General features: G+C 64.6%; 17 protein-coding genes and 4 pseudogenes. 10 read left to right on the top strand and 11 right to left on the bottom strand.

What is annotated here, in order from left to right:
* Positions 1-18: 18 nt before the first annotated feature.
* From ACVWW1_RS03095 to ACVWW1_RS03075, 5 genes are all read right to left on the bottom strand, one after another.
* Positions 19-735: an ABC transporter ATP-binding protein gene (locus ACVWW1_RS03095; protein ID WP_456654815.1), complete on the bottom strand. Its 717-nt coding sequence runs from the start codon at positions 733-735 to the stop codon at positions 19-21.
* Positions 728-1,480 (bottom strand): ABC transporter ATP-binding protein, encoded by a 753-nt coding sequence (locus tag ACVWW1_RS03090; protein ID WP_207831283.1) that lies wholly within the window; start codon positions 1,478-1,480, stop codon positions 728-730. Before ACVWW1_RS03090 ends, ACVWW1_RS03095 begins: the two co-directional genes overlap by 8 nt.
* The gene (locus ACVWW1_RS03085) at positions 1,477-2,505 is read right to left on the bottom strand and encodes a branched-chain amino acid ABC transporter permease (RefSeq protein WP_456654814.1); all 1,029 of its coding nucleotides are present in this window, start codon (positions 2,503-2,505) and stop codon (positions 1,477-1,479) included. The genes ACVWW1_RS03090 and ACVWW1_RS03085 overlap by 4 nt, the downstream gene beginning before the upstream one ends.
* Before the next feature lie 7 nt (positions 2,506-2,512).
* Positions 2,513-3,382, bottom strand: a complete 870-nt coding sequence (locus ACVWW1_RS03080; RefSeq protein WP_173637654.1) for a branched-chain amino acid ABC transporter permease — start codon at positions 3,380-3,382, stop codon at positions 2,513-2,515.
* A gap of 138 nt (positions 3,383-3,520) precedes the next feature.
* Entirely contained in the window at positions 3,521-4,699 is a 1,179-nt protein-coding gene (locus ACVWW1_RS03075) for an ABC transporter substrate-binding protein (protein ID WP_456654813.1), read from the bottom strand.
* Between the two features lie 378 nt (positions 4,700-5,077).
* Between ACVWW1_RS03075 and ACVWW1_RS03070 the strand changes: the two are divergent.
* Both ACVWW1_RS03070 and ACVWW1_RS03065 read left to right on the top strand, forming a co-directional pair.
* A pseudogene (locus tag ACVWW1_RS03070) lies at positions 5,078-5,308 on the top strand (hypothetical protein); the annotation flags it as partial.
* A 197-nt stretch (positions 5,309-5,505) separates the two neighbouring features.
* Complete coding sequence (locus ACVWW1_RS03065) at positions 5,506-5,730, top strand: hypothetical protein (protein WP_456654812.1); 225 nt, start codon at positions 5,506-5,508, stop codon at positions 5,728-5,730.
* A gap of 12 nt (positions 5,731-5,742) precedes the next feature.
* On the opposite strand, the gene ACVWW1_RS03060 is transcribed toward ACVWW1_RS03065, so the two are convergent.
* Positions 5,743-6,081 (bottom strand): metallophosphoesterase, encoded by a 339-nt coding sequence (locus tag ACVWW1_RS03060; protein ID WP_456654811.1) that lies wholly within the window; start codon positions 6,079-6,081, stop codon positions 5,743-5,745.
* A gap of 116 nt (positions 6,082-6,197) precedes the next feature.
* Positions 6,198-7,062, bottom strand: a pseudogene (gene purU, locus ACVWW1_RS03055) (formyltetrahydrofolate deformylase).
* 135 nt (positions 7,063-7,197) lie between these two features.
* Here purU and ACVWW1_RS03050 point away from each other — a divergent pair.
* On the top strand, positions 7,198-8,040 hold the full coding sequence (locus tag ACVWW1_RS03050; protein ID WP_456654810.1) for a uroporphyrinogen-III synthase: 843 nt from the start codon (positions 7,198-7,200) through the stop codon (positions 8,038-8,040).
* 114 nt (positions 8,041-8,154) lie between these two features.
* Here the strand turns inward: ACVWW1_RS03050 and fcl are convergent, their stop codons facing one another.
* From fcl to ACVWW1_RS03035, 3 genes are all read right to left on the bottom strand, one after another.
* Positions 8,155-9,120, bottom strand: a complete 966-nt coding sequence (gene fcl / locus ACVWW1_RS03045; protein WP_456654809.1) for a GDP-L-fucose synthase — start codon at positions 9,118-9,120, stop codon at positions 8,155-8,157.
* Positions 9,092-10,177, bottom strand: coding sequence for a GDP-mannose 4,6-dehydratase (gmd, locus tag ACVWW1_RS03040; protein WP_456654808.1), 1,086 nt, complete (start codon positions 10,175-10,177; stop codon positions 9,092-9,094). Before gmd ends, fcl begins: the two co-directional genes overlap by 29 nt.
* A gap of 140 nt (positions 10,178-10,317) precedes the next feature.
* The gene (locus ACVWW1_RS03035) at positions 10,318-10,992 is read right to left on the bottom strand and encodes a Crp/Fnr family transcriptional regulator (protein ID WP_456654807.1); all 675 of its coding nucleotides are present in this window, start codon (positions 10,990-10,992) and stop codon (positions 10,318-10,320) included.
* 403 nt (positions 10,993-11,395) lie between these two features.
* Between ACVWW1_RS03035 and ACVWW1_RS03030 the strand changes: the two genes are divergently transcribed.
* From ACVWW1_RS03030 to ACVWW1_RS03005, 6 genes and pseudogenes are all read left to right on the top strand, one after another.
* Positions 11,396-12,217, top strand: coding sequence for an ABC transporter ATP-binding protein (locus ACVWW1_RS03030; RefSeq protein ID WP_106328397.1), 822 nt, complete (start codon positions 11,396-11,398; stop codon positions 12,215-12,217).
* Complete coding sequence (locus ACVWW1_RS03025; protein WP_456654806.1) at positions 12,214-14,142, top strand: AMP-binding protein; 1,929 nt, start codon at positions 12,214-12,216, stop codon at positions 14,140-14,142. Before ACVWW1_RS03030 ends, ACVWW1_RS03025 begins: the two co-directional genes overlap by 4 nt.
* 142 nt (positions 14,143-14,284) lie before the next feature.
* Positions 14,285-15,189 (top strand): annotated as a pseudogene (locus ACVWW1_RS03020) (branched-chain amino acid ABC transporter permease).
* A 3-nt stretch (positions 15,190-15,192) separates the two neighbouring features.
* On the top strand, positions 15,193-16,266 hold the full coding sequence (locus tag ACVWW1_RS03015; protein WP_456654805.1) for a branched-chain amino acid ABC transporter permease: 1,074 nt from the start codon (positions 15,193-15,195) through the stop codon (positions 16,264-16,266).
* A gap of 53 nt (positions 16,267-16,319) precedes the next feature.
* Positions 16,320-17,603 carry an ABC transporter substrate-binding protein gene (locus tag ACVWW1_RS03010; RefSeq protein WP_456654804.1) on the top strand — a complete coding sequence of 428 codons (1,284 nt, stop codon included), beginning with the start codon at positions 16,320-16,322 and terminating at the stop codon, positions 17,601-17,603.
* Between the two features lie 180 nt (positions 17,604-17,783).
* On the top strand, positions 17,784-18,623 hold the full coding sequence (locus tag ACVWW1_RS03005; RefSeq protein ID WP_176530131.1) for an ABC transporter ATP-binding protein: 840 nt from the start codon (positions 17,784-17,786) through the stop codon (positions 18,621-18,623).
* A 64-nt stretch (positions 18,624-18,687) separates the two neighbouring features.
* Here ACVWW1_RS03005 and ACVWW1_RS03000 read toward each other — a convergent pair.
* Positions 18,688-19,837 (bottom strand): annotated as a pseudogene (locus ACVWW1_RS03000) (AGE family epimerase/isomerase).
* A 95-nt stretch (positions 19,838-19,932) separates the two neighbouring features.
* On the opposite strand from ACVWW1_RS03000, the gene ACVWW1_RS02995 reads away from it, so the two are divergent.
* Positions 19,933-21,156, top strand: coding sequence for a phenylacetate--CoA ligase family protein (locus ACVWW1_RS02995; protein WP_456654803.1), 1,224 nt, complete (start codon positions 19,933-19,935; stop codon positions 21,154-21,156).
* Positions 21,157-21,279 lie beyond the last annotated feature (123 nt).

Below are 21,279 nucleotides of genomic sequence, written 5' to 3'. Positions count from 1 at the left end.
GTCAACTCCCTGAGGGCGTCAGTGTTTTTTGGTCCCGGCGACGCCGAGATGGCGCTCGAGGACGGAGGGATCGGCCTTGAGCGCGCTGCTTGCGGCATCGTGCACGATCGTCCCGCGTTCCAATATCACAACGCGGTCGGCGAGCCCGAGAATCTTTTGTGCATTCTGCTCGACGATGATCGAGCAGATGCCTCCGGAGCGCGTGATGGTTCCGATCGCCTTTAACAATTCCTCAACGATGATCGGCGCGAGGCCCTCGGTCGGCTCGTCGAGCAGCAGCACTTTCGGATTTAGCGTCAGCGCGCGGCCGATCGCCAGCATCTGCTGCTCGCCGCCGGACAGCTGGTTGCCGAAATTGCCGCGCCGCTCCTTCAGCCGCGGAAACATCTCGTACACCCGCTCGACCGTCCATGGACCGGGCTGCGCCACCGCGGTCATGTTCTCTTCCACCGTCAGCGAGCGGAAGATGTTGCGCTCCTGTGGCACCCAGCCGATCCCGGCACGGGCGCGCTGGTCGGGCCGCAGTGCCGTGATGTCGTGGCCCGCGAGCGCGACGCCGCCACTGAGGCGCCTGACGATGCCGACGATCGAATTGATCAACGTGGTCTTGCCGGTACCGTTGCGGCCGAGCAGCGCCAGCACCTGGCCCTCGGCAAGCGCCAGCGACATGTCGGGGAGCACCACCGCCTCGCCATATCCGGCGCGCAAGCCCTTGATGGAGAGCAGGTCAGACATCGGCCGCCTCGCCGAGATAGACCGCCCTCACTTGCGGATCGCGCGCGACCTCGTCGGGCGCGCCCTCGGTGAGCAGGCCGCCATTGACCAGCACCGAGATGCGGTCGGCGAAGGAGAACACGAGATCCATGTCGTGCTCGATCAGCAGCACGGTGACGTCGCGCGGCAATGCTGCGACCGCTGCCAGGATATCGTGGCGCTCGCTCTCGGGCACGCCGGCCGCGGGCTCGTCGAGCAGCAGCACCCGCGGCTTCGCGGCGATCGCGACCGCGATCTCGAGCAGGCGCTGCTTGCCGTAGGGCAATGTCGAGGTGAGCTCGGTCATCACATCCAGCAAATGGAAGCGCGACAGGATCTCGGCGATCTCGGCGTTGACGTCGCTTCGCGTCCCCATCCGCCGCCACCAGTCGCCGCCGCGGCCCATTCGCTCGGAGACCGCAAGCCCGATGGTCTCGAGCGGGGTCAGGTCGGGATAGAGCTGGTTGATCTGGAAGGTACGCGACAGCCCGCGGAGCACCCGCTTGTGCACGGAGAGGCCGGTGATGTCGCTGCCCTCGAGCAGGATTTGTCCGCTGTTCGGGGTCAACACGCCGGTCAGCTGGTTGATGACGGTGGTCTTGCCGGCGCCGTTCGGTCCGATTAGCGCATGGCGGGCGCCCTGCATCACCTTCAGCGAGAGGTCGCGGGTGACGCGAAGACCGCCGAAGGATTTGTCGAGGCCACGGGTTTCGAGCGCGATCGTCATGACGGGTCACTCTCCGGCACGGCGGCGGCCTTGCGGCCGGCGAACTGGCCGATGATCAGGTTCGGCACGAACAGCGCCCAGCGGTGGATCCGTGCGCGGCCGACCATCACGATCACAACCAGCACGAGGCCGATCCAGAACAGCCAGTATTGCGGGGTGATGCTCTGAAACACCTCCTGCAGCATCTTGAAAACCACGGCGCCGATCAGGCCGCCATAGAGATAACCGGTGCCACCGATCACGAGCACCAGCATCAGGTCGGCGGAGCGCTCGAAGGAAAACACGTCGAGCGAGGCCAACGCCGTGGCCTGGGTGAACAGCGCGCCGGCGATCCCGGCATAGAAGGCGGCGAGCGTGTAGACCGCGATCAGGCGGCGGTTGACCGGTATGCCGATTGCGGCCGCGCGCAGCGGATTGTTCCTGATTGCGCGCAGCGACAGGCCGAATGGCGAATGCACCACGCGACGGGCGAACAGGAACAGGACGAACAGCACGATCAGCGAGTAGAAGAACCCGGTCTTGCCGAACATGTCGAAGGCAAACAGCCCGAGGATCGGCTGCATCTCGATGCCCTGCAGGCCATCGGTGCCGCCGGTGATATCCGAGAAGCGTTCGGCGAGCGCTTCCAGCAGCAGCGCGATGCCGAGCGTCACCATCAGCCGCGTCAGGTCGACGCCGCGAATGACCAGGAAGCTGGTCAGGAAGCCGAGCACCGCCGCAACGAAACCGGCGGCGACCAGCGCGACGACGGGCTCGTTGATGATGCCGTGCAGCGCGAGCAAGCCGGCCGAATAGGCGCCGACGCCGAAGAATGCGGCGTGGCCGAGCGAGACGATACCGGCATAGCCGAGGATCAGGTCGAGCGACAGCGCGAACAGGCCAAGCCGCACGATGTCGGTCATGATCAGATAGCGCGACGGGAACAGGAACGCGCAGGCGAGCGCCAGCACCCAGAAGGCGACCTCGCTGATCCGCCAGCGCGCGCTGGCCATCGCGTGAGTGGAGACGTCGGACAGCGCGGTCATGACGAGCTCACCGCGCCGCGGTGCGGCCGAACAGGCCGTTCGGGCGCCAAAGCAGGATCACGATCATGACCGTGTAGATCACGAAGGGGCCGACCTTGGGCACGTAATATTTGCCGGCGACGTCGGCGATGCCGAGCAGCAGCGAGGCAAGGAACGGCCCGGTGATCGAGGAAGAGCCGCCGACGGTGACGACGATCAGGAAGTAGATCATGAATTTGAGCGGGAAGTACGGATCGAGCCCGAGGATCTCCGCGCTCAGCGCGCCGCCGAGCCCTGCGAGGCCGCAGCCGAAGGCGAAGGTGAAGGCGAAAACCTGCGGCACGTTGATGCCGAGCCCGATCGCGGCGCGCGGATCGTCGACCGCGGCGCGCAGGCGGCTGCCGAACCGCGTCTTGGCGAGGATCAGCTGCAGCGCGAGCGTGAGCAGGCCGCAGATCACGACGATCATCAGCCGGTAACGTCCGATGCCAACGCCGAACAGATCAATCTGCCCCTCCAGCGCCGCCGGCAATTTGATGAAGACCCGCGACGATCCCATGATGTAGTCGACCGCCGCGACCGACATGAACACCAAGCCGATCGAGAACAGCACCTGATCGAGATGGCTGCGAGCATAGAGATGGCGGTACAGCGTGCGCTCGAGCGCGACGCCGATCACGGCGCTCCCGACAAAGGCGAGCGGCAAGCCAGCGAAGAACGGCCAGCCGGAATTGTTGACCAGCACGGCGCAGATATAGCCGCCGGCCATGGCGAAGGCGCCATGCGCGAGGTTGACGAAGTTCATCAGCCCGAGCGTCACCGCAAGCCCGCAGGCCAGCACAAACAGCAGCATGCCGTAGGCGACGCCGTCGAACAGGTTGGTGAGAATAGAGGCCATGGAGAGATGACGAATCCTGACAGCCACTCATCATTTATTTCCGGGCAATGCGTAGCGTTGAACCCGAAATCTTCTGCAATAATTTCGAGATCCCGGGTTCGCGCTAATGCGCGCCCCGGGATGACGCGCTTTCGCGCGTCACTTCTGGGTCTTGCCGGAATCCTTGACGGCCTCGAAGGTCGCGAACTCGACATTGTAGAGCTCGCCGTCGACCTTCTCGACCTTGCGGATATAGATATTCTGCACGATGTCGCGGGTTTCCGGATCGATCGAGATCGGGCCGCGCGGGCTCTCCCACTTCATGCCCTTCATCGCCTCGATCAGCTTGTCGCCATCGGTCGCGCCGCCCGTTTTCTTCAGCGCCTCGTAGATCAGATGGATGCCGTCATAGCCGCTGACCGCCATGAATCCGGGGCGGTTGCCGTATGCCTTTTTGTAGGTGGCGACGAAATCCTTGTTCATCGCGGACGGATGCGCCGCCGAATAGAGATGCGCCGTCACCGCGCCGAGCGCGGCATCGCCCATGTTGTTGAGCAGGTCGTCGTCCATCACGTCGCCGGGTCCGATCACCTTGATGCCGCTCTTGTCGAGCCCGCGCTCGGCATATTGCTTCATGAAGTTGCCGCCCTGCCCGGCCGGCACGAACACGAACATCGCGTCGGGCTTGGCATCCTTCATGCGCTGCAGGAACGGCGCGAAATCCGGATTGGCGAGCGGCACCTTGACCTCTTCCACGATCTCGCCGCCGCCGGCGGTGAAGTGCTGCTTGAAGAAGGTCAGCGCGTCGTTGCCCGGCGCGTAGTCGGAGGTCAGCGTCGCGACCTTCTTGATGCCGTTCTTGACCGCCCAGTCGCCGATGATGGTGGAGGACTGCGCCAGCGTGAAGCTGGTGCGCACGATATAGGGCGAGCGCTCGGTGATGATCGAGGTGCCGGCGGCCATCACGACTTCCGGGATCTTGGCCTGGGTTGCCAGCGGCGCCGCGGCGAGCGCCGCGGGCGTCACGCCGAAGCCGGCGATGAAATTGACCTTGTCGTTGACGATCAGTTCCTGCGCGAGCCGCTTGGTGTTGTCGGGCACCGCGGCGTCGTCCTTCAGGATGATCTCGATCTTCTTGCCGGCGACGGTGTCGCCCTTCTGCTGCATGTAGAGCTTGATGGCATTATCGATCTGCTTGCCGGTCGAGGCCTGGCCGCCGGTCATCGGCAGGATCAGGCCAATCTTGACGGCGTCGTCCGCCCACGCCGGCACGCTGGCGCACAAACCCGGAAGCACGGCCGAAGCGCCCCACAGCAACATCTTGCGACGATTGAACATCGACGTCCCTCCCCCTTCCATTCTTCTGCGTCGAGCCGAGTGCCCGGCCCTTGCCTTACTTTAACCCAAGCATGTCACAGCCGAGCCGCAACGCGACAAGGCGTTTCCCCGCGCCCTCTGTCAATCGGACGATGGACGTGTATCGCGCGCGCCGCGATTCGGCCCCGGTGCAGAAACAAGTATCAGGATACCAGAATCATTCCCCGAAACTCAACGCCCCCAACAAGAACCGCTCTCGCCTCTCAGGCCTCCGTTGGCTCGATTGATTTGTACGATCGTGCAAATCAATCGCCAATGTCAACAAACAAGCACAATTGCAGCCGAACGGTCGCGCCCAAGATCATCATCCATAAAGACCAGGGCTGTATGCTACCGCCAATGCCGATCCTCAGACGCCACATTCCTGTCCTGATTGCCCTGGTGCTCGCGGCCTGCGCACTCGGGGGATGCAGCACCGTGAACCAAAAGGTCTCGGCCGGTATGGCCGACTACATTCCGGCCTGGGCCGGCGGTCTGCCCGCAGACGCTCCACCCCGGCGGGGCACCCCCGAATACGACAAGTTTATGCAGGAGCGGGAACGCAAGCGCCTGATGCCGGCGGCGGAACGCGGCGACGACGCCAGGCCGGCGCGGCGCCGGCGCAGAACGCTACCCAATGACTGCCTGGCTGGGCGAATCCTCGCTGAGGATGTCGCCGCGGTAGCCGAACTCACCATATGCACGGTGACGTAGTCCGCGCCGATGGACGCGACGCCATAGGGCAGTTCGGCGACGGTCAAGACCTCCGCGAACACGGGATAGCTGGCGTGGTTCGTTCCGCGCAGCGAGGTCGTGGGGACACCGGCAACCGAACCGCTCAGCACCATGTGGCAGTGACCGAAGAAGATGTGCTGGATCTTGCTCCGGTGCTTCGCGACGATCGACCGAAACGCGGCATCGTCGAGCAGGCCGATCCGGTCCACCGGGGTGATATGCGTCGGGAATGGATTGTGATGCATGAACAGGAAGAACGGACCGTCATGCTCCGATAGCTGCCGCTCCAGCTAGGCCTGGCGCGTCCCACAGAAGCTGCCCGCGGCGGTCTGCGGCTCGTAGGTGTCGAGAAGCAGGCAACGGCCGAACGAGGCGTCATGAACGCCCTGCGCGAAGCCGTCCGCGTCGGCGCATTCAGGAAACACGCTGAGAAACGTCTCGCGATGGTCGTGGTTGCCGATACAGAGCCGCACAGGCATCGGAAACCGGCTCAGGCGGTCGCGCAGCAATTGATAGTCCGCGAGGTCGCCGAGATCGGAAAGATCGCCCGAAATCACCATGAGCTCGGCATCGCGATGATCAGCAAGCACCTGATCGAGCGCACGCTCGAAATTCAGCAAGAGGATCACGGCCGAAGATCGTCCTCGCCGGCGCCGTCAGATGGATGTCGCTCATGTGGATGAGTTTCATGCGGCCCCTCGATGCAGCGCGACACCATCGCCGTCAACGCGGCAACCGGGTGAACTCAGTCCACGAACACCACGGTCTTGCGCCCGTTGAGGATGACGCGGTCGGCGAGATGGTAGCGGATCGCCCGCGCCAGCACGCGGCGCTCGATGTCGCGGCCCTTCCGCACGAGATCCTCGGGCGTGTCACGATGGCTGATGCGCTCGACGTCCTGGTCGATGATCGGGCCCTCGTCGAGATCGCTGGTGACGTAATGCGCGGTGGCGCCGATCAGCTTGACGCCGCGCTCATGCGCCTGGTGGTAGGGCTTGGCGCCCTTGAAGCCCGGCAGGAAGGAATGATGGATGTTGATGCAACGGCCCGACAGCCGCGCCGACATCTCGTCCGACAGGATCTGCATGTAGCGGGCGAGCACCACGAGGTCGGTATTGGTGTCCTGGGCGAGCTTCCAGACCGCGTCTTCCTGCTGCCGCTTGGTCTCTTTGGTCACCGGCAGATGATGGAACGGGATATCGCCGAAATCGAGCGAACCGTAGCTCTCGCGCGGATGATTGGAGACGATAGCGGTCGGGATCATCTCGAGCTCGCCGGTGCGCCAGCGATAGAGGATGTCGACCAAGCAGTGATCGGACTTCGACACCAGCAGCAACACCCGGCGGCGGCTGGCGCGATCGCGCATCTGCCATTCCATTGCCGAAGCGTTCGGCAATCGCGGCAAAGCCGGTCTGCAGCGCCGGCAGCCCGACCGCGAGATCGGCCGCGGTGAACACCACGCGCATGAAGAACTTGCCGGTCTCGATGTCGTCGAACTGCTGGGCGTCCAGGATGTTCTGGCCATTATGCGCCAGGAACGTCGAGACCGCGGAGACGATCCCGGGGCGGTCCGGACAGGACAGGGTCAGAACGAATTGATGGTCGGGCATGCCAATTGACCAAAGCTTGAGCAGACAGGTGGAACGGTCGTTTTCGGCCCTCGTCTACACCGCAGGCGGCCTTGCGCCAATCCCGGCGCAGGGGTCAAATCGAACAAATGACGACAATGTTTGTTAGGGACCATCATGGCTGACCGGCTGAACGGCTACCGCATTCTGATCCTCGAGACGCGCGAGGAGGCGCAGTTTTCCCGCCTGCTCGCCGAGCAGGGCGCCGACGTGCTGCAATGCCCGATGTTCACCATCCACGACGCGCCGGACCCGGCGCCGATCGAGGCCTGGATTCGCCGCGCCATCGAGCGGCCGCTCGACGACCTCGTGCTGATGACCGGTGAAGGCCTGCGCCGGGTGATGAAGGTCGTGCGCCGGATCGGGGTCGAGGCGGAGTTCGTCGATAGCCTCGCCAAGACGCGCAAGTTCGCCCGCGGCCCCAAGCCCGGCCGCGGGCTGCGCGAGATCGGACTGGAGCCGCAAATGACGACGGAGAAGCCGACCTCGGAAGGCGTCGCCGAGATGCTGTCGCAGCTTGACCTGAGCGGCCATCGGCTCGGCCTGCAGCTCTATCCGGACAAGGATCACGCCACCCTGATCGGCGCGATCAAGGCGCAGGGCACCGAGGTCGATACGGTGCTGCCTTATGTCTATGACGCGCAAGCCGCCGACGCCAACATCGTGACCGCGATCGAGGAAATGGCGCAAGGCCGCATCGATGCGATCGCGCTGACCAGTTCGGGTCAGGTTCGACGCCTGATCGAGGTGGCGCAGGCGCATCGGTGCGAGGCGCAATTGCGCGAGGGCCTGAAGCAGACCCCGATCGCCTCCGTCGGGCCCGTGGTGTCGGACGAATTGAAGACCTACGGCCTATCCACCGACATCTACCCGGCGAACGATGCGTTCTTCATGAAGCCGCTGATCTCGGCGATGGCGACGGCACTGGCGAAGGCACCGCCGCGCGCGGCGGCGCGCTAACATTCGCCCCCGTCATTGCGAGCGCAGCGAAGCAATCCATTTCGGGACGTGACGAGAAGATGGATTGCGTCGTCGCTTCGCTCCTCGCAATGACGACCCGGAGCGATCCAACGGTTATTCCGCCGCCTGCTTGGTCTCGCTCAGATAGGCCTGGTAGGCGAGCTTGATGCCATCCTCGAGTGAGGTCGTGGCGCGCCAGCCAAGCTTGGCGAGCCGGCTGACGTCGAGCAGCTTGCGCGGCGTGCCGTCCGGGCGCGAGGTGTCGAAGCTGATCTCACCGCTATAGCCGACGGTCGCGGCGACCACGCGGGCGAATTCGGCGATGGTGATGTCCTCGCCGGTGCCGATATTGACCAGCTCCGGCGAGGAATAGGTCTTCATCAGATGGATGCAGGCATCGGCGAGATCGTCGACAAAGAGGAATTCGCGGCGCGGCGTGCCGGTGCCCCACACCACGACATTGCCGGCACCCGAGACCTTGGCCTCGTGAAAGCGGCGGATCAACGCGGCGACGACGTGGCTGTATTCGGGATGATAATTGTCGCCGGGACCGTACAGATTGGTCGGCATCACGCTGATGAAATCGGCGCCGTACTGGCTGCGATAGGCTTCGGCCATCTTGATGCCGGCGATCTTGGCGATGGCATAGGGCTCGTTGGTCGGCTCCAGCGGGCCGCTCAGCATCGAGTCCTCGCGCAGCGGCTGCGGCGCGAGGCGCGGATAGATGCAGGACGAGCCGAAGAACATCAGCTTCTCGCACCCGTTAGCATGGGCCGCCTGGATCACGTTGGTCGAGATCGCCAGATTGTCGTAGAGGAATTCGGCGCGCAGCGTGCTGTTGGCGACGATGCCGCCGACCTTGGCGGCGGCGAGGAACACCGCCTGTGGCCGCTTCGCGGCGAACCAGGCGCTCACCGCGGCCTGGTCACGCAGATCGACCTCGCTGCGCGACACCGTCAGCAGATCGGCCTCTTCGCGTGCCAACCGGCGCATCAGCGCAGCGCCGACCATGCCGCGATGGCCGGCAACGAAAACCGTCCTGCCCTTCAGTTCAAACGCCGCGCTTGCCATTGGCCGCATCCTGCTTGGCCTCGACGAGATCGCTGGCGACCATCTCCTTCACCAGTTGCGCGAACGGCGTCTTCGGCGCCCAGCCGAGCTTGGCGCGCGCCTTGCTGGCGTCGCCGATCAGAAGATCGACCTCGGTCGGACGGAAATAGGTCGGGTCGATCTGAACCAGGGTCTGGCCGGACGCCTTGTCGATGCCGATTTCCTCGACACCCTTGCCGCGCCATTCGATGCTGCGGCCGACCTCGGCGAACGCCAGCTCGACGAATTCGCGGACCGACCGCGTCTCGCCGGTCGCGAGCACGAAGTCGCCCGGCTCGTCCGCCTGCAAGATCCTGTGCATGCCCTCGACATAATCGCGGGCATGGCCCCAGTCGCGCTTGGCATCGAGGTTGCCGAGATAGAGCTTGTTGTCCAGACCGACCTCGATGCGGGCGACGGCGCGTGTGATCTTGCGCGTCACGAAGGTCTCGCCGCGGATCGGGCTCTCATGGTTGAACAGGATGCCGTTGCTGGCGAACATGCCATAGGCCTCCCGGTAGTTCACGGTGATCCAATAGCCGTAGAGCTTGGCGACGCCATAGGGCGAGCGCGGATAGAACGGCGTAGTCTCCTTCTGCGGCACCTCCTGCACAAGTCCGTAGAGCTCCGAGGTCGAGGCCTGATAGAACCGCGTCTCCTTCTCCATGCCGAGAATGCGGATCGCCTCCAGCAGGCGCAGCACGCCGATGGCATCGGCATTGGCGGTATATTCCGGGCTCTCGAAGCTGACCTGGACGTGGCTCTGGGCAGCCAGGTTGTAGATCTCGGTCGGCCGGATCTGCTGCATCAGGCGGATCAGATTGGTCGAATCCGTCATGTCGCCATAGTGCATCAGGAACGGCACGTTGCCGGCATGCGGGTCCTGATAGAGATGGTCGACGCGCGCGGTGTTGAACGAGGACGAGCGCCGCTTGATCCCGTGCACGGTATAGCCGAGACCGAGCAGATATTCGGCAAGATACGCGCCGTCCTGTCCCGTAACGCCGGTGATCAGCGCAACGCGCCGTTTTGAGTCCTGAGCCGCCATGTCATCTCCAGAGAGCGCGAGACCGCGCGATCCCGACGAGGCCGGTCTGTAGCATCCAGCCTCCTCCAAGTCTAATGGCTCAAGCGTTTGGAATCAGGACTTTAAGCCTGCGAAAATGGGCCAAAAGCGCCCGGAACCCGTCACTCCCCGTAGTGGCGCAGCCGGTCGAGGTTGATGATGGTCACCCCGCCATATTCGAGCCGCAACAGCCCCTCGCGCTCGAGTCGCTTCAGGCACTGATTGGCGTTCTGCCGGGAGATGCCGGACAGGGCCCCGATTTCCTCCTGGGTGATCTCCAGGTGCAGGGTGAGGTCGGGATACAGAATCGGATTGAACAGCGAGGCGATCGAGCGCGCCAACCGCGCCGTCGCGTCCAGCGTGCGACCATATTCGAGCAGCGCGATGAACTGGCCGAGCCGCTCGTTGAGCGATCCCACCAGGAATCGGTTGAAGCCGACGCTGTTCTCGAACAGCCAGACGAAGGTCCGGCGGTCCATCATCGCCAGGCGCGTGTCACGCAGCGCGACCACGTCGTAGCGCCGCGCCTCGTTCTTGAGCACGGTCCCTTCGCCAAACCAGGCGCCGGCGGTGAGGCCTGCGAAGCTCGCCGCCTTGCCGCCGCGCGAGACGATGCCCATCCGCGCCAGCCCGGTGACGATGCCGGTCCAGTACTGGAAATTGTCGCCGCGCATGAAGACGAATTCGTTGGCGCGGTAGGACTTCTCGGAAATGCCGGCGCGCGCGATCTCGATCTCTTGCTCGCTCAGTTCGCGCGACCAGGCCGCGATGCGCTTGAGGTAATCAGCAGCAATCATTCTGGCGACGACATCCCACCCCAAAGATACTGACACGATATTGCACCGCAGCAACGCCGTGCTCGAAGCCAGGAACTCGCTTCCTGCATTTGCCAGCGAAAATTCCTGACCAATTGTCGGGCACATGACAATTCAACCTATCGCTTTCTCGTATTCAGAGCCACCTCGCCTAACGCCGCGTGCAGCGCCTTGATGGATCGCTGACCGCGGACGACGCGAGAGATGGGCGTGCAGGCGGGGTGCGGCGTTACCGCGCATGACGCAGGCGATTGGGGCCAGCGATGCTCCCGAACGCCGGCTTCGTTAGTCGGATGGTCTCCCTCCAGCGGCCCATGTAAGATCGAAGTCAGATCGAAGCGAAGATAAAGAGCGCGCCAAAGCGCCCGTATCTGGAGGGAACAGGGTGGCTAACAGTCTCGAGGTGCGCGGAGTCTCATTGCGCTTTGGCGGCGTCCGCGCGCTGACCGAAGTGAGCTTCGGGGTCAACGAGGGCGAGCTGTTCTCCATCATCGGCCCGAACGGCGCCGGCAAGACCTCGATCGTCAACTGCATCTCCGGCCGCTACCGGCCGACCGAAGGCCAGCTGTTCTATCGCGGCCAGGATATCACGGGCCTTACCCCGAACGCGCGGCCCCGCCTCGGCATCGGCCGGACCTTCCAGAATCTCGCGCTGTTCCACCATATGAGCGTGCTCGACAACATCATGGTCGGCCGCCATCACCTGCTGAAGAACAACTTCATCACGGGATCGCTGTACTGGTTGACCGGCGCGCGCCGCGAGGAGCTGGAGCACCGCCGCAAGGTCGAGGAGATCATCGACTTCCTCGATCTGCAGTCGGTGCGCAAGGCGACCGCCGGCACCCTGCCCTACGGCTTGCGCAAGCGCGTCGAGCTCGCCCGCGCGATGGCGCTGGAGCCGCAGCTGATCCTGCTCGACGAGCCGATGGCCGGCATGAACTTCGAAGAGAAGGAGGACATGGCGCGCTACATCGTCGATCTCAACGAAGAGTTCGGCATGACGGTCATGATGATCGAGCACGACATGGGCGTCGTGATGGACATCTCCCACCGTGTCATGGTGCTCGACTTCGGCCGCAAGATCGCCGAGGGCGATCCGGCGGCCGTGCTCGCCGACCCCCATGTCAAGCGCGCCTATCTCGGCGAGGAGGACGAGGTGCTGGTCGATCCTGACGACAAGCCGGCGGTGCGGGAGAGCGCGGCATGATGGACTATGCCGGTCGGGCCGCGCAGGCCGACACCTTTCCCAAGATGCTGCGCCTGAACGCCAGGGAGCACGGAGGCGAGATCGCGCTGCGCGAGAAGGATCTTGGGCTGTGGCGCGAATTCACCTGGAACGACTACCAGACCCGCACCCATGATTTCGCGCTCGGCATGGTCGAGCTCGGCCTCGGCCGCGGCGACGTGATCGGCATCATCGGCGACAACCGGCCGGACTGGGTCGCGGCCGAGATCGCCAGCCACGCGATTGGCGCGATGAGCCTCGGCCTCTACCGCGACGTGCTGGACGAGGAGGCTTCCTATCTCCTGACCTATGGCGAGGCCAAGCTGGCCTTCGCCGAGGACGAGGAGCAGGTCGACAAGCTGCTCGGCCTTGCCGACCGCGTGCCAAATCTCAAGCACATCGTCTATTCCGACCCGCGCGGCATGCGGAAATACGACGATCCGAGGCTGATGGAGGCCGGCAAACTCGTCGCATTGGGCCGCGATCGCGCCGCGCGCGAGCCCGGGCTGTATGACCGGCTGGTCGACGCCACACGCGCCGAGGACGTCGCAATCCTCTGCACGACCTCGGGGACGACAGCCAATCCCAAGCTTGCGATGCTCTCGGCCGGGCGCGTGCTGCGGCACTGCGCGACCTATCTCGCCTTCGATCCGAAGGGGCCGGACGACGAGTATGTCTCGGTGCTGCCGCTGCCCTGGATCATGGAACAGATCTACGCGCTGGGCAAAGCGCTGCTCTCCCGGATGAAGGTCAACTTCGTCGAAGAGCCCGAGACGATGATGAACGACTTCCGCGAGATCGCGCCGACCTTCGTGCTGTTCGCGCCGCGGGTCTGGGAATCGATCGCGGCCGACGTCCGCGCCGGCGTGATGGATGCCTCGCCGTTCAAGCAGCGGCTCTACGAGCTCGGCATGAAGACCGGGCTTGCGGCGCTCGCCGACGGCACGCGCTCTGTCTTCGCCGACCAGCTCTTGTTCCGTGCACTGCGCGACCGGCTCGGCTTCACGCGGCTGCGCTCGGCGGCAACCGGCGGCGCGGCGCTCGGGCCGGATACCTTCAAGTTCTTCCAGGCGATGGGCGTGCCGCTGCGCACGCTGTACGGCCAGACCGAGCTGCTCGGCGCCTACACGCTGCATCCCGAAGGCAAGGTCGATCCCGATACCACCGGCGTTCCGATGGCCGACAACATCGAGATCCGCATCGACAATGCCGACGTCAACGGCGTCGGCGAGATCGTGGTGCGGCACCCCAACATGTTCCACGGCTACTACAAGAACCCCGAAGCATCGGTCGCCGACATCAACGACGGCTGGATGCACTCGGGCGACGCCGGGTACTACAACGACAACCGGCAGCTCGTGGTGATCGACCGCATCAAGGACCTCGCCGAGACTTCGCGCGGCGAGCGCTTCTCGCCGCAATATATCGAGAACAAGCTGAAGTTCTCGCCCTATGTCGCCGAAGCGGTCGTGCTCGGCGCCGGCCGCGACGCGCTGGCCGCGATGATCTGCATCCGCTACTCGATCATCTCGAAATGGGCGGAAAAGAACCGGATCTCATTCACGACCTATACCGACCTGTCCTCGCGGCCCGAGGTCTACGCGCTGTTGAAGAAAGAGGTCGAGACGGTCAACGCCACCCTGCCGCCCGCGCAACGTATCTCGCGCTTCCTGCTGCTGTACAAGGAGCTCGATGCCGACGACGGCGAACTGACGCGGACCCGAAAGGTCCGTCGCGGCGTCATCAACGAGAAATATGCCGATATCATCGACGCGATCTACCGCGGCAAGGCCAACATCCCCGTCGACACCGTGATCCGCTTCCAGGACGGTACGACGCAGCGCGTCCGCACTACGCTCGAGGTCGTCGATCTCAGCCGCGCTGTGATCGCGGAGGCCGCGGAATGACCATTCAAGCCGCTCGATCCGCATATTCGGCCGTCATGCGCGGGCTTGACCCGCGCATCCATCCCCTTCGCAAGGGTCTTCATTCGCGATGGATCGCCCGGTCAAGCCCGCCGATGACGATCTGCAAATTTGGCGACATCGCATGAACATCCAGTTCCTGATCCAGCTGATCGTCAATGGCCTCGTGGGGGGGGGGGGGTCGGCACGCTCTACGGCGTGGTCGCGATGTCGTTCGTGCTGATCTACAAGGCGACGCAGGTCGTGAACTTCGCGCAGGGCGAATTGCTGCTGGTCGGCGCCTGGGTGTGCTGGGCGCTGCTGACGAAGTACCAGGTGCCGTTCTGGGTGGGCATGCCGATCACGCTGGTGTTCATGTTCATCTTCGGCATCGCGATCCAGGTCGTGATCCTGCGGCCGATGATCGGCGAACCGATCATCTCGGTGATCATGGTGACGATCGGGCTCTCGACCGTGTTCCAGGCCGCGCTGAAATGGATCTTCGGCGTCAACCCGCAGCCGTTCCCGCGCGTGTTCCAGAGCCAATCGGTCAGCCTGTTCGGACTGCAGATCCAGACCGTCTATGTCATGAGCCTCGTGGTCTCACTTGCCATGATGGTCGGCATGGCCTGGTTCTTCCGTGCCTCCAAGTACGGCCTCGCGATGCGCGCCACCGCCTTCAACCAGCAGGTCGCACAATCGCTCGGCATCTCCGTGAAGAGCGTGTTCGCGATGGCGTGGGCGATCTCGGCTACCGTTTCGGCAGTCGCCGGCGTCGTGGTCGCCGTGGTCAACGGCGTGTCGTCCGGCCTCTCCGCCTATGGCATCAAGGTGTTTCCGGCGGCGATCCTCGGCGGGCTCGACTCGGTCGGCGGCGCCGTGCTCGGCGGCATCATCATTGGGCTGCTGGAAAACGTCGCCCAGTATGTCGACAGCGAGTATCTGCACTGGGGCAATCTGTACGAGATCGCGCCCTTCTACGTCCTGATCATCATCCTGATGATCAAGCCGTACGGGCTGTTCGGCACCAAAGACATCGAGCGGGTCTGATCAATGGCAACGAGCACCCTCATCCCGTCGGGCGATTTCCGCACCAGCTACGCGGCCGACACCACAATCTTCCCGACCGCGACCAGCCGCAACTTCGCGATTCTGGGCATCGCGCTCGCCTGTTTTGCGCCGATGCTGCTGTCCAACTACCTGCTCTCGATCGCGATCCAGATCGGCATCTTCGCGATCGCGGCGCTCGGCCTCAACGTGCTGGTCGGCTTCACCGGCCAGATCTCGATCGGCCACGCCGCGTTCTTCCTGTTCGGTGCCTTCACCTCGGCCTACATCTCCAACAACGCGCCGATCCCGGTGTTCTTCGCGATCCCGCTCGCCGGCGTGATCACGGCGCTGGTCGGCCTGGTGTTCGGCGTGCCGGCGGCGCGACTCAAGGGGCTCTACCTCGTCATCGCAACGCTCGCCGCGCAGTACATCCTGCTCGACTTCTTCTCGCGCGCCGACTGGTTTTCGGGCGGCTCGGTGCCGGCCAGCGCCAATCCGTTCTCGATCTTCGGCTACACGCTACGCGGCGACCGGCAGTATTTTTACATCGTGCTCGCCTACATGGTGATCAGCTATCTGCTGGTCACCAATTTGATGCGCACCCGCGACGGCCGCGCGCTGGTCGCGATCCGCGATCACTATCTCTCCGCCGAGATCATGGGCATCAACCTGACCAAGTACCGGACGCTGTCGTTCGGACTTGCCGCCTTCTTTGCCGGGATCGCGGGCGCGCTCTACGCGCACTATCAGCTGGTGGTCTCCCAGGAAGGCTTTGGCATCGAACGCTCGGTGCTGTTCCTGGCGATGGTCATCATCGGCGGCACCGGCTCGGTGATGGGCACGCTGATGGGCACGGCCTTCGTGGTGCTGCTGCCGGAATCGATGGAATGGCTGAGCGCCTGGCTGAAGGGCAGCGCCATCGACAAGGCGCTGCAGCTCAACAACAACATCACCTTCCTGCGCGAGATCGCGATCGGCCTGATCATCATCGGCTTCCTGATGTTCGAGCCGGACGGCCTCGCGCATCGCTGGCGGCAGATCAAGGCCTACTGGAAGCTCTATCCGTTCTCGCACTGACGCTTGGAACAACTCAAATTCTGTTCAACGAATAAAAGCAGGAGGAAACAACAATGACGATTAGATCCCTTTTGAGCTCGGTCTCGCTTGCGCTGCTGGTCAGCAGCGCGGCCGCCACCGCGCAGGCGCAGATCGCCATCGGCCATCTGCAGGACCTCTCGGGCGGCACCTCCGATGTCGGAACGCCCTATGGCCAGGGCGTCGTCGACACCTTCGCCTGGGTCAACAAGAACGGCGGCGTCGGCGGCAAGCAGCTCAGCGTCGACAGCAACGACTATGGCTACCAGGTGCCGCGCGCGATCGCCCTGTACAAGAAGTGGTCGGCATCCGACGCCAAGGTCGCGGCGATCATGGGCTGGGGCACGGCGGACACCGAGGCGCTGACCGGTTTCCTCGCCCAGGACAAGATCCCCGACATGTCGGGCTCTTATGCGGCCGCACTGACCGATCCCGAAGGCACCAGCGGCAAGGCCAAGCCCGCGCCGTACAACTTCTTCTACGGTCCGAGCTACTCGGATGCGCTGCGCGCCGAGCTGACCTGGGCGGCCGAGGACTGGAAGGTGAGGGGCAAACCTGGCAAGCCCAAATTCGTCCACATGGGCGCTAACCACCCCTATCCGAATGCGCCGAAGGCGGCCGGTGAGGCGCTCGCCACCGAGCTCGGCTTCGAGGTGCTGCCGCCGCTGGTGTTCGCGCTGACGCCCGGCGACTACTCGGCGCAGTGCCTGAGCCTGAAGAGCTCCGGTGCCAATTACGCCTATCTCGGCAACACCGCAGCTTCCAACATCTCGGTCATGAAGGCCTGCAAGACCGCCGGCGTCGACGTCCAGTTCCTCAGCAACGTGTGGGGCATGGACGAGAATGCCGCCAAGACCGCGGGCGATGCCGCCGACGGCGTGATCTTCCCGCTGCGCACGGCGGTCGGCTGGGGCGGCAACGCGCCCGGCATGAAGACGGTGATGGAAATCTCGAAGATGTCCGATCCGTCGGGCAAGATCTATCGCCCGGTGCACTACATTGCCGCGGTGTGCAGCGCGCTCTACATGAAGGAAGCGCTGGATTGGGCCGCCAAGAACGGCGGCGCCACCGGCGAGAACGTCGCCAAGGGCTTCTACCAGAAGAAGGATTGGGTGCCGGCCGGCATGGACGGCGTCTGCAATCCATCGAACTGGACCGAGAAGGATCATCGCCCGACGACGAAGGTCGACCTCTATCGCGCCAAGGTTTCCGGCGCGACCGATGGCGACATCAACGGCCTCATGACCAAGGGCACGATCAAGCTCGAGAAGGTGAAGACCGTCGAACTGCCGCGCAAGCCGGAATGGTTTGGCTGGTGAGGTCGTGAGGCTGCCACCAGCGCAGCCTCGACAACAATCGTCATCCCCCGCGAAAGCGGGGGATCCAGTCCGCCGCGGCCTCTCGATTGATCGCCGGCGTCTCTGGAATACTGGGTCACCCGCTCTAGTGCGCAGTTGCGCACGAAACGCGGGTGACGACCGTGGAGAGTGATCGAGACCATGAACGAAACCCTCGAAGCCACCCGCCCGGTGCCGACGGCAGTCCCGCCGCCGCCACTGCTCGGCGTCAACAACATCGAGGTCGTCTATGACGACGTCATCCTGGTGCTGCGCGGGCTCAGCCTCGAGGTGCCGAAGGGCGCGATCGTGGCGCTGCTCGGCGCCAACGGCGCCGGCAAGTCGACCACGCTGAAGGCGATCTCCGGCCTGCTCAAGACCGAGGACGGCGAAGTCACCCGCGGCGAGATCCTGTTCGAGGGCCAGCGCATCAACGGTATCGATCCGGACAAGATCGTCCGCCGCGGCATCTTCCAGGTGATGGAAGGCCGTCGCATCGTCGCCGACATGACATCGCTGGAGAATCTGCGGCTCGGCGCGTTCACCCGGCGCGACCGCGAGGTCTCGGCCGATATCGACATGGTGTTCAAATATTTCCCGCGCCTGAAGGAGCGAACCGGCCTCGCCGGCTATCTCTCCGGCGGCGAGCAGCAGATGCTCGCGATCGGCCGCGCGCTGATGGCGCGCCCGAAGATGATCCTGATGGACGAGCCCTCGATGGGGCTGTCGCCGCTGCTGGTCAAGGAAGTGTTCGCGATCATCAAGGAGATCAACCGCGATCTCGGGGTCACGATCCTGCTGGTCGAGCAGAACGCCCGCGCCGCGCTGTCGGTCGCGAGCCATGGCTACATCATGGAACAGGGCAAGGTCGTGCTCGACGGCTCCGCCGACGAGCTGCGCGATAACGAGGACGTCAAGGAATTCTACCTCGGCGGCGCCGGCGACCAGCGCAAGAGCTTCAAGAACCTGAAGAGCTTCAAGCGGCGCAAGCGCTGGCTGTGAGGGTATCGAGCGTTTTCGGGCGGAGTTGCGTGTGCAGAAAACGCATCAGACCAGGAAGGCGGTTCTATCCGAGCACCTGCTCGGCCTCAGTGACCGCACAGAGCACATGGTAGAACGACGACGCCGGGATCATGGCGACCAGCGACGCGCCCTCGCGGTCGAACTGGTCGTACCAGCCGCCGGCCACGGGATGGCTGAGATAGTGCCGCTCCAGCAGCACCAGCGCCGCGCGGGCCTCGTCCGCAGCGCCGGCTTCGCCCGATTCCGCCTGCGCTATCCAGGCCTTCGCCAGCTCGCTCTGCGGCCACAGCCGCCTGCTGTGGCGGCGGATGTTGCCCTCCGTATCACCCTCGTCGATCAGGCAGCCGGTGGCGTCGCGGTAGCGCAGCGCAGAGGCCAACAGCTCGCCGCGCGGGCGCCCCGTGGGGCAACCGGTGATCCGTTCAAATCCCTTCAGCAGCCAGACCCATTCCGCGAGGTGCCCGGGCTCGACGCTGACCGGCGGGATCTTCGACCAGTCCTCCTCGAAATATTCGCCGAGGGTGTGCGTCTGCTTGTCGTAGAGATTGGCCAGGAACAGCGCGAAGAAATCGCCGGCGCGGTTCTGGAACGACAAATCGTGGGTCGCATCGAAACAGGCGATCATCGCCTCGAACAGATGCATTTGCGGGTTCTGCCGGCGCGGCATCGACGGCGGCAGGCCTTCCTGGAAGCCGCCCATGGGGCGAGCGCAGCTGGGTGTCGAAGAACGACAGCAGCGCGTCGATCTCGGCGCGGATCTGGGCGTCCTGGTCGAGGCCATAGGCGGTCGCCAGCGCAAGCAGCACGAAGGCATGGCCGTAAGTGTCGCGCAGCGGGTTATGCACGCCGCCGTCCGGCGTCAGGCTGAAGACGAAGCCAGGCCTGCCATCCGGCGCCTTGGCCTTGGCCAGCAGGTAGTCCAGCCCTTTCAGCGCGATCGCGCGGCCCTCGGGATACCAGCCCATCTGGGCCGCCTTGGCGTAGCAATAGATCTGGCGCGCCTGCACAAGCAGGCGGCGCGGCGCGGCGTTGTCGGCTGTCCCATCCTGATGCAGCCGGTCGACAAAGCCGCCGCCCGTTCCGTCCCAGCCGACCGTCGACCACAGCGGCAAGGCGTGGTCGATGATGCGGTGCTTCAACCTCGCGACGACGTCGGCGGCCCCGTCCGCCGCAACGCTCTCTGCCTCAGCCATCGTGCTCCCTGGAACCGTCCCAATGTCAGCGGTCACCGTCTGATAGCACGGGCGGACCGGCACGCCACCTGTGCAAATCCTCTCAAGGACCTGCCATGACCGACCATTACGATGCCCTTGAAACGCGCGAGCCGGCCGAGCGCGAGGCCGCCCTGTTCGCCCGGCTGCCGGATGTGCTGCGCAGGGCGATGGCGGCGCCCGCCTATGCCAACCTGCTGAGGGGCACCGACCCCGCCTCCATCACCAGCCAGCAGACGCTGGCGGGGCTGCCGGTGTTGCGCAAATCGGAACTCCCAGCCCTGCACAAGGCCGCCCCGCCCTTCGGCGGCTTCGTGGCCGACAAGCCCGGCTCGTTTGCTCGGCTGTTCACCTCGCCCGGACCGATCTTCGAGCCCGAAAGCCGCCAAGCGGACCCCTGGCGCGGCGCGCGGGCGTTGTTTGCGGCGGGCTTTCGCGAGGGGGACGTGGTTCTCAACACCTTCAGCTATCATCTCACCCCCGGCGGCTTCATTTTCGACGCCTCAGCGCGGGCGCTCGGCTGCGCGGTGATCCCGGCTGGCCCAGGGAATACCGAGCAGCAATTCGAGCTGATCGAGGCCTATCGCCCGGTCGGCTATAGCGGCACACCCGATTTCCTGAAGATCCTGCTCGACGCCGCCGCAGCGGGCGGCCGCGACGTGTCCTCGATCAAGCGCGCCCTGGTCTCGGGCGCCGCATTTCCGAAATCGTTGCAGGGGGAGATGAAATCGCGCGGCGTCGAGGCCTATCAGGCTTTCGGCACGGCCGATCTCGGCCTGATCGCATTCGAGACGCCGGCGCGCGAGGGGATGACCGTCAATGAGGATTTGATCCTGGAGATCGTCAAGCCCGGCACCGGCGATCCCGTTGCGCCCGGGGACGTCGGCGAGATCGTGGTGACCTCGCTCGATCCACATCATCCCTGGATCCGCCTCGCGCTCGGCGACCTGACCGCCGCCCTGCCCGGCGCCAGCCCGTGCGGACGCACCAACATGCGTATCAAAGGCTGGATGGGCCGCGCCGACCAGACCACCAAGGTCAAGGGCATGTTCGTGCGCCCCGAGCAGGTGGCCGAAATCGCCAGGCGCCATCCCGAGCTCGGACGGCTGCGCCTCGTCGTCACGCGCGCCGGCGAGGCTGACGCGATGACGCTGAGAGCCGAATGCGCTTCGGCACCGGAGGCCCTGCTGAGCGAGATTGAGGCGACGCTGCGTGCGGTCACCAAGTTAGGCGGTACCGTAGAGCTGGTTGGTAGAGGTTCGCTGCCGAACGACGGCAAGGTGATCGCAGACGAGCGATAGTCTCAGTGACCTGAAATTGGTGCATCCGGCGCCCGGAACAAGATCCAGACCGCATTGTCGCGCGCGACGTTGTGAACTATTGAACCGGCTCGTGCCACGTGGAGACAGGCGGATCATCACCTC

The sequence above is a fragment of the Bradyrhizobium sp. JR3.5 genome (assembly GCF_054057015.1).
This window is presented reverse-complemented; position numbering and strand designations above follow the sequence as displayed.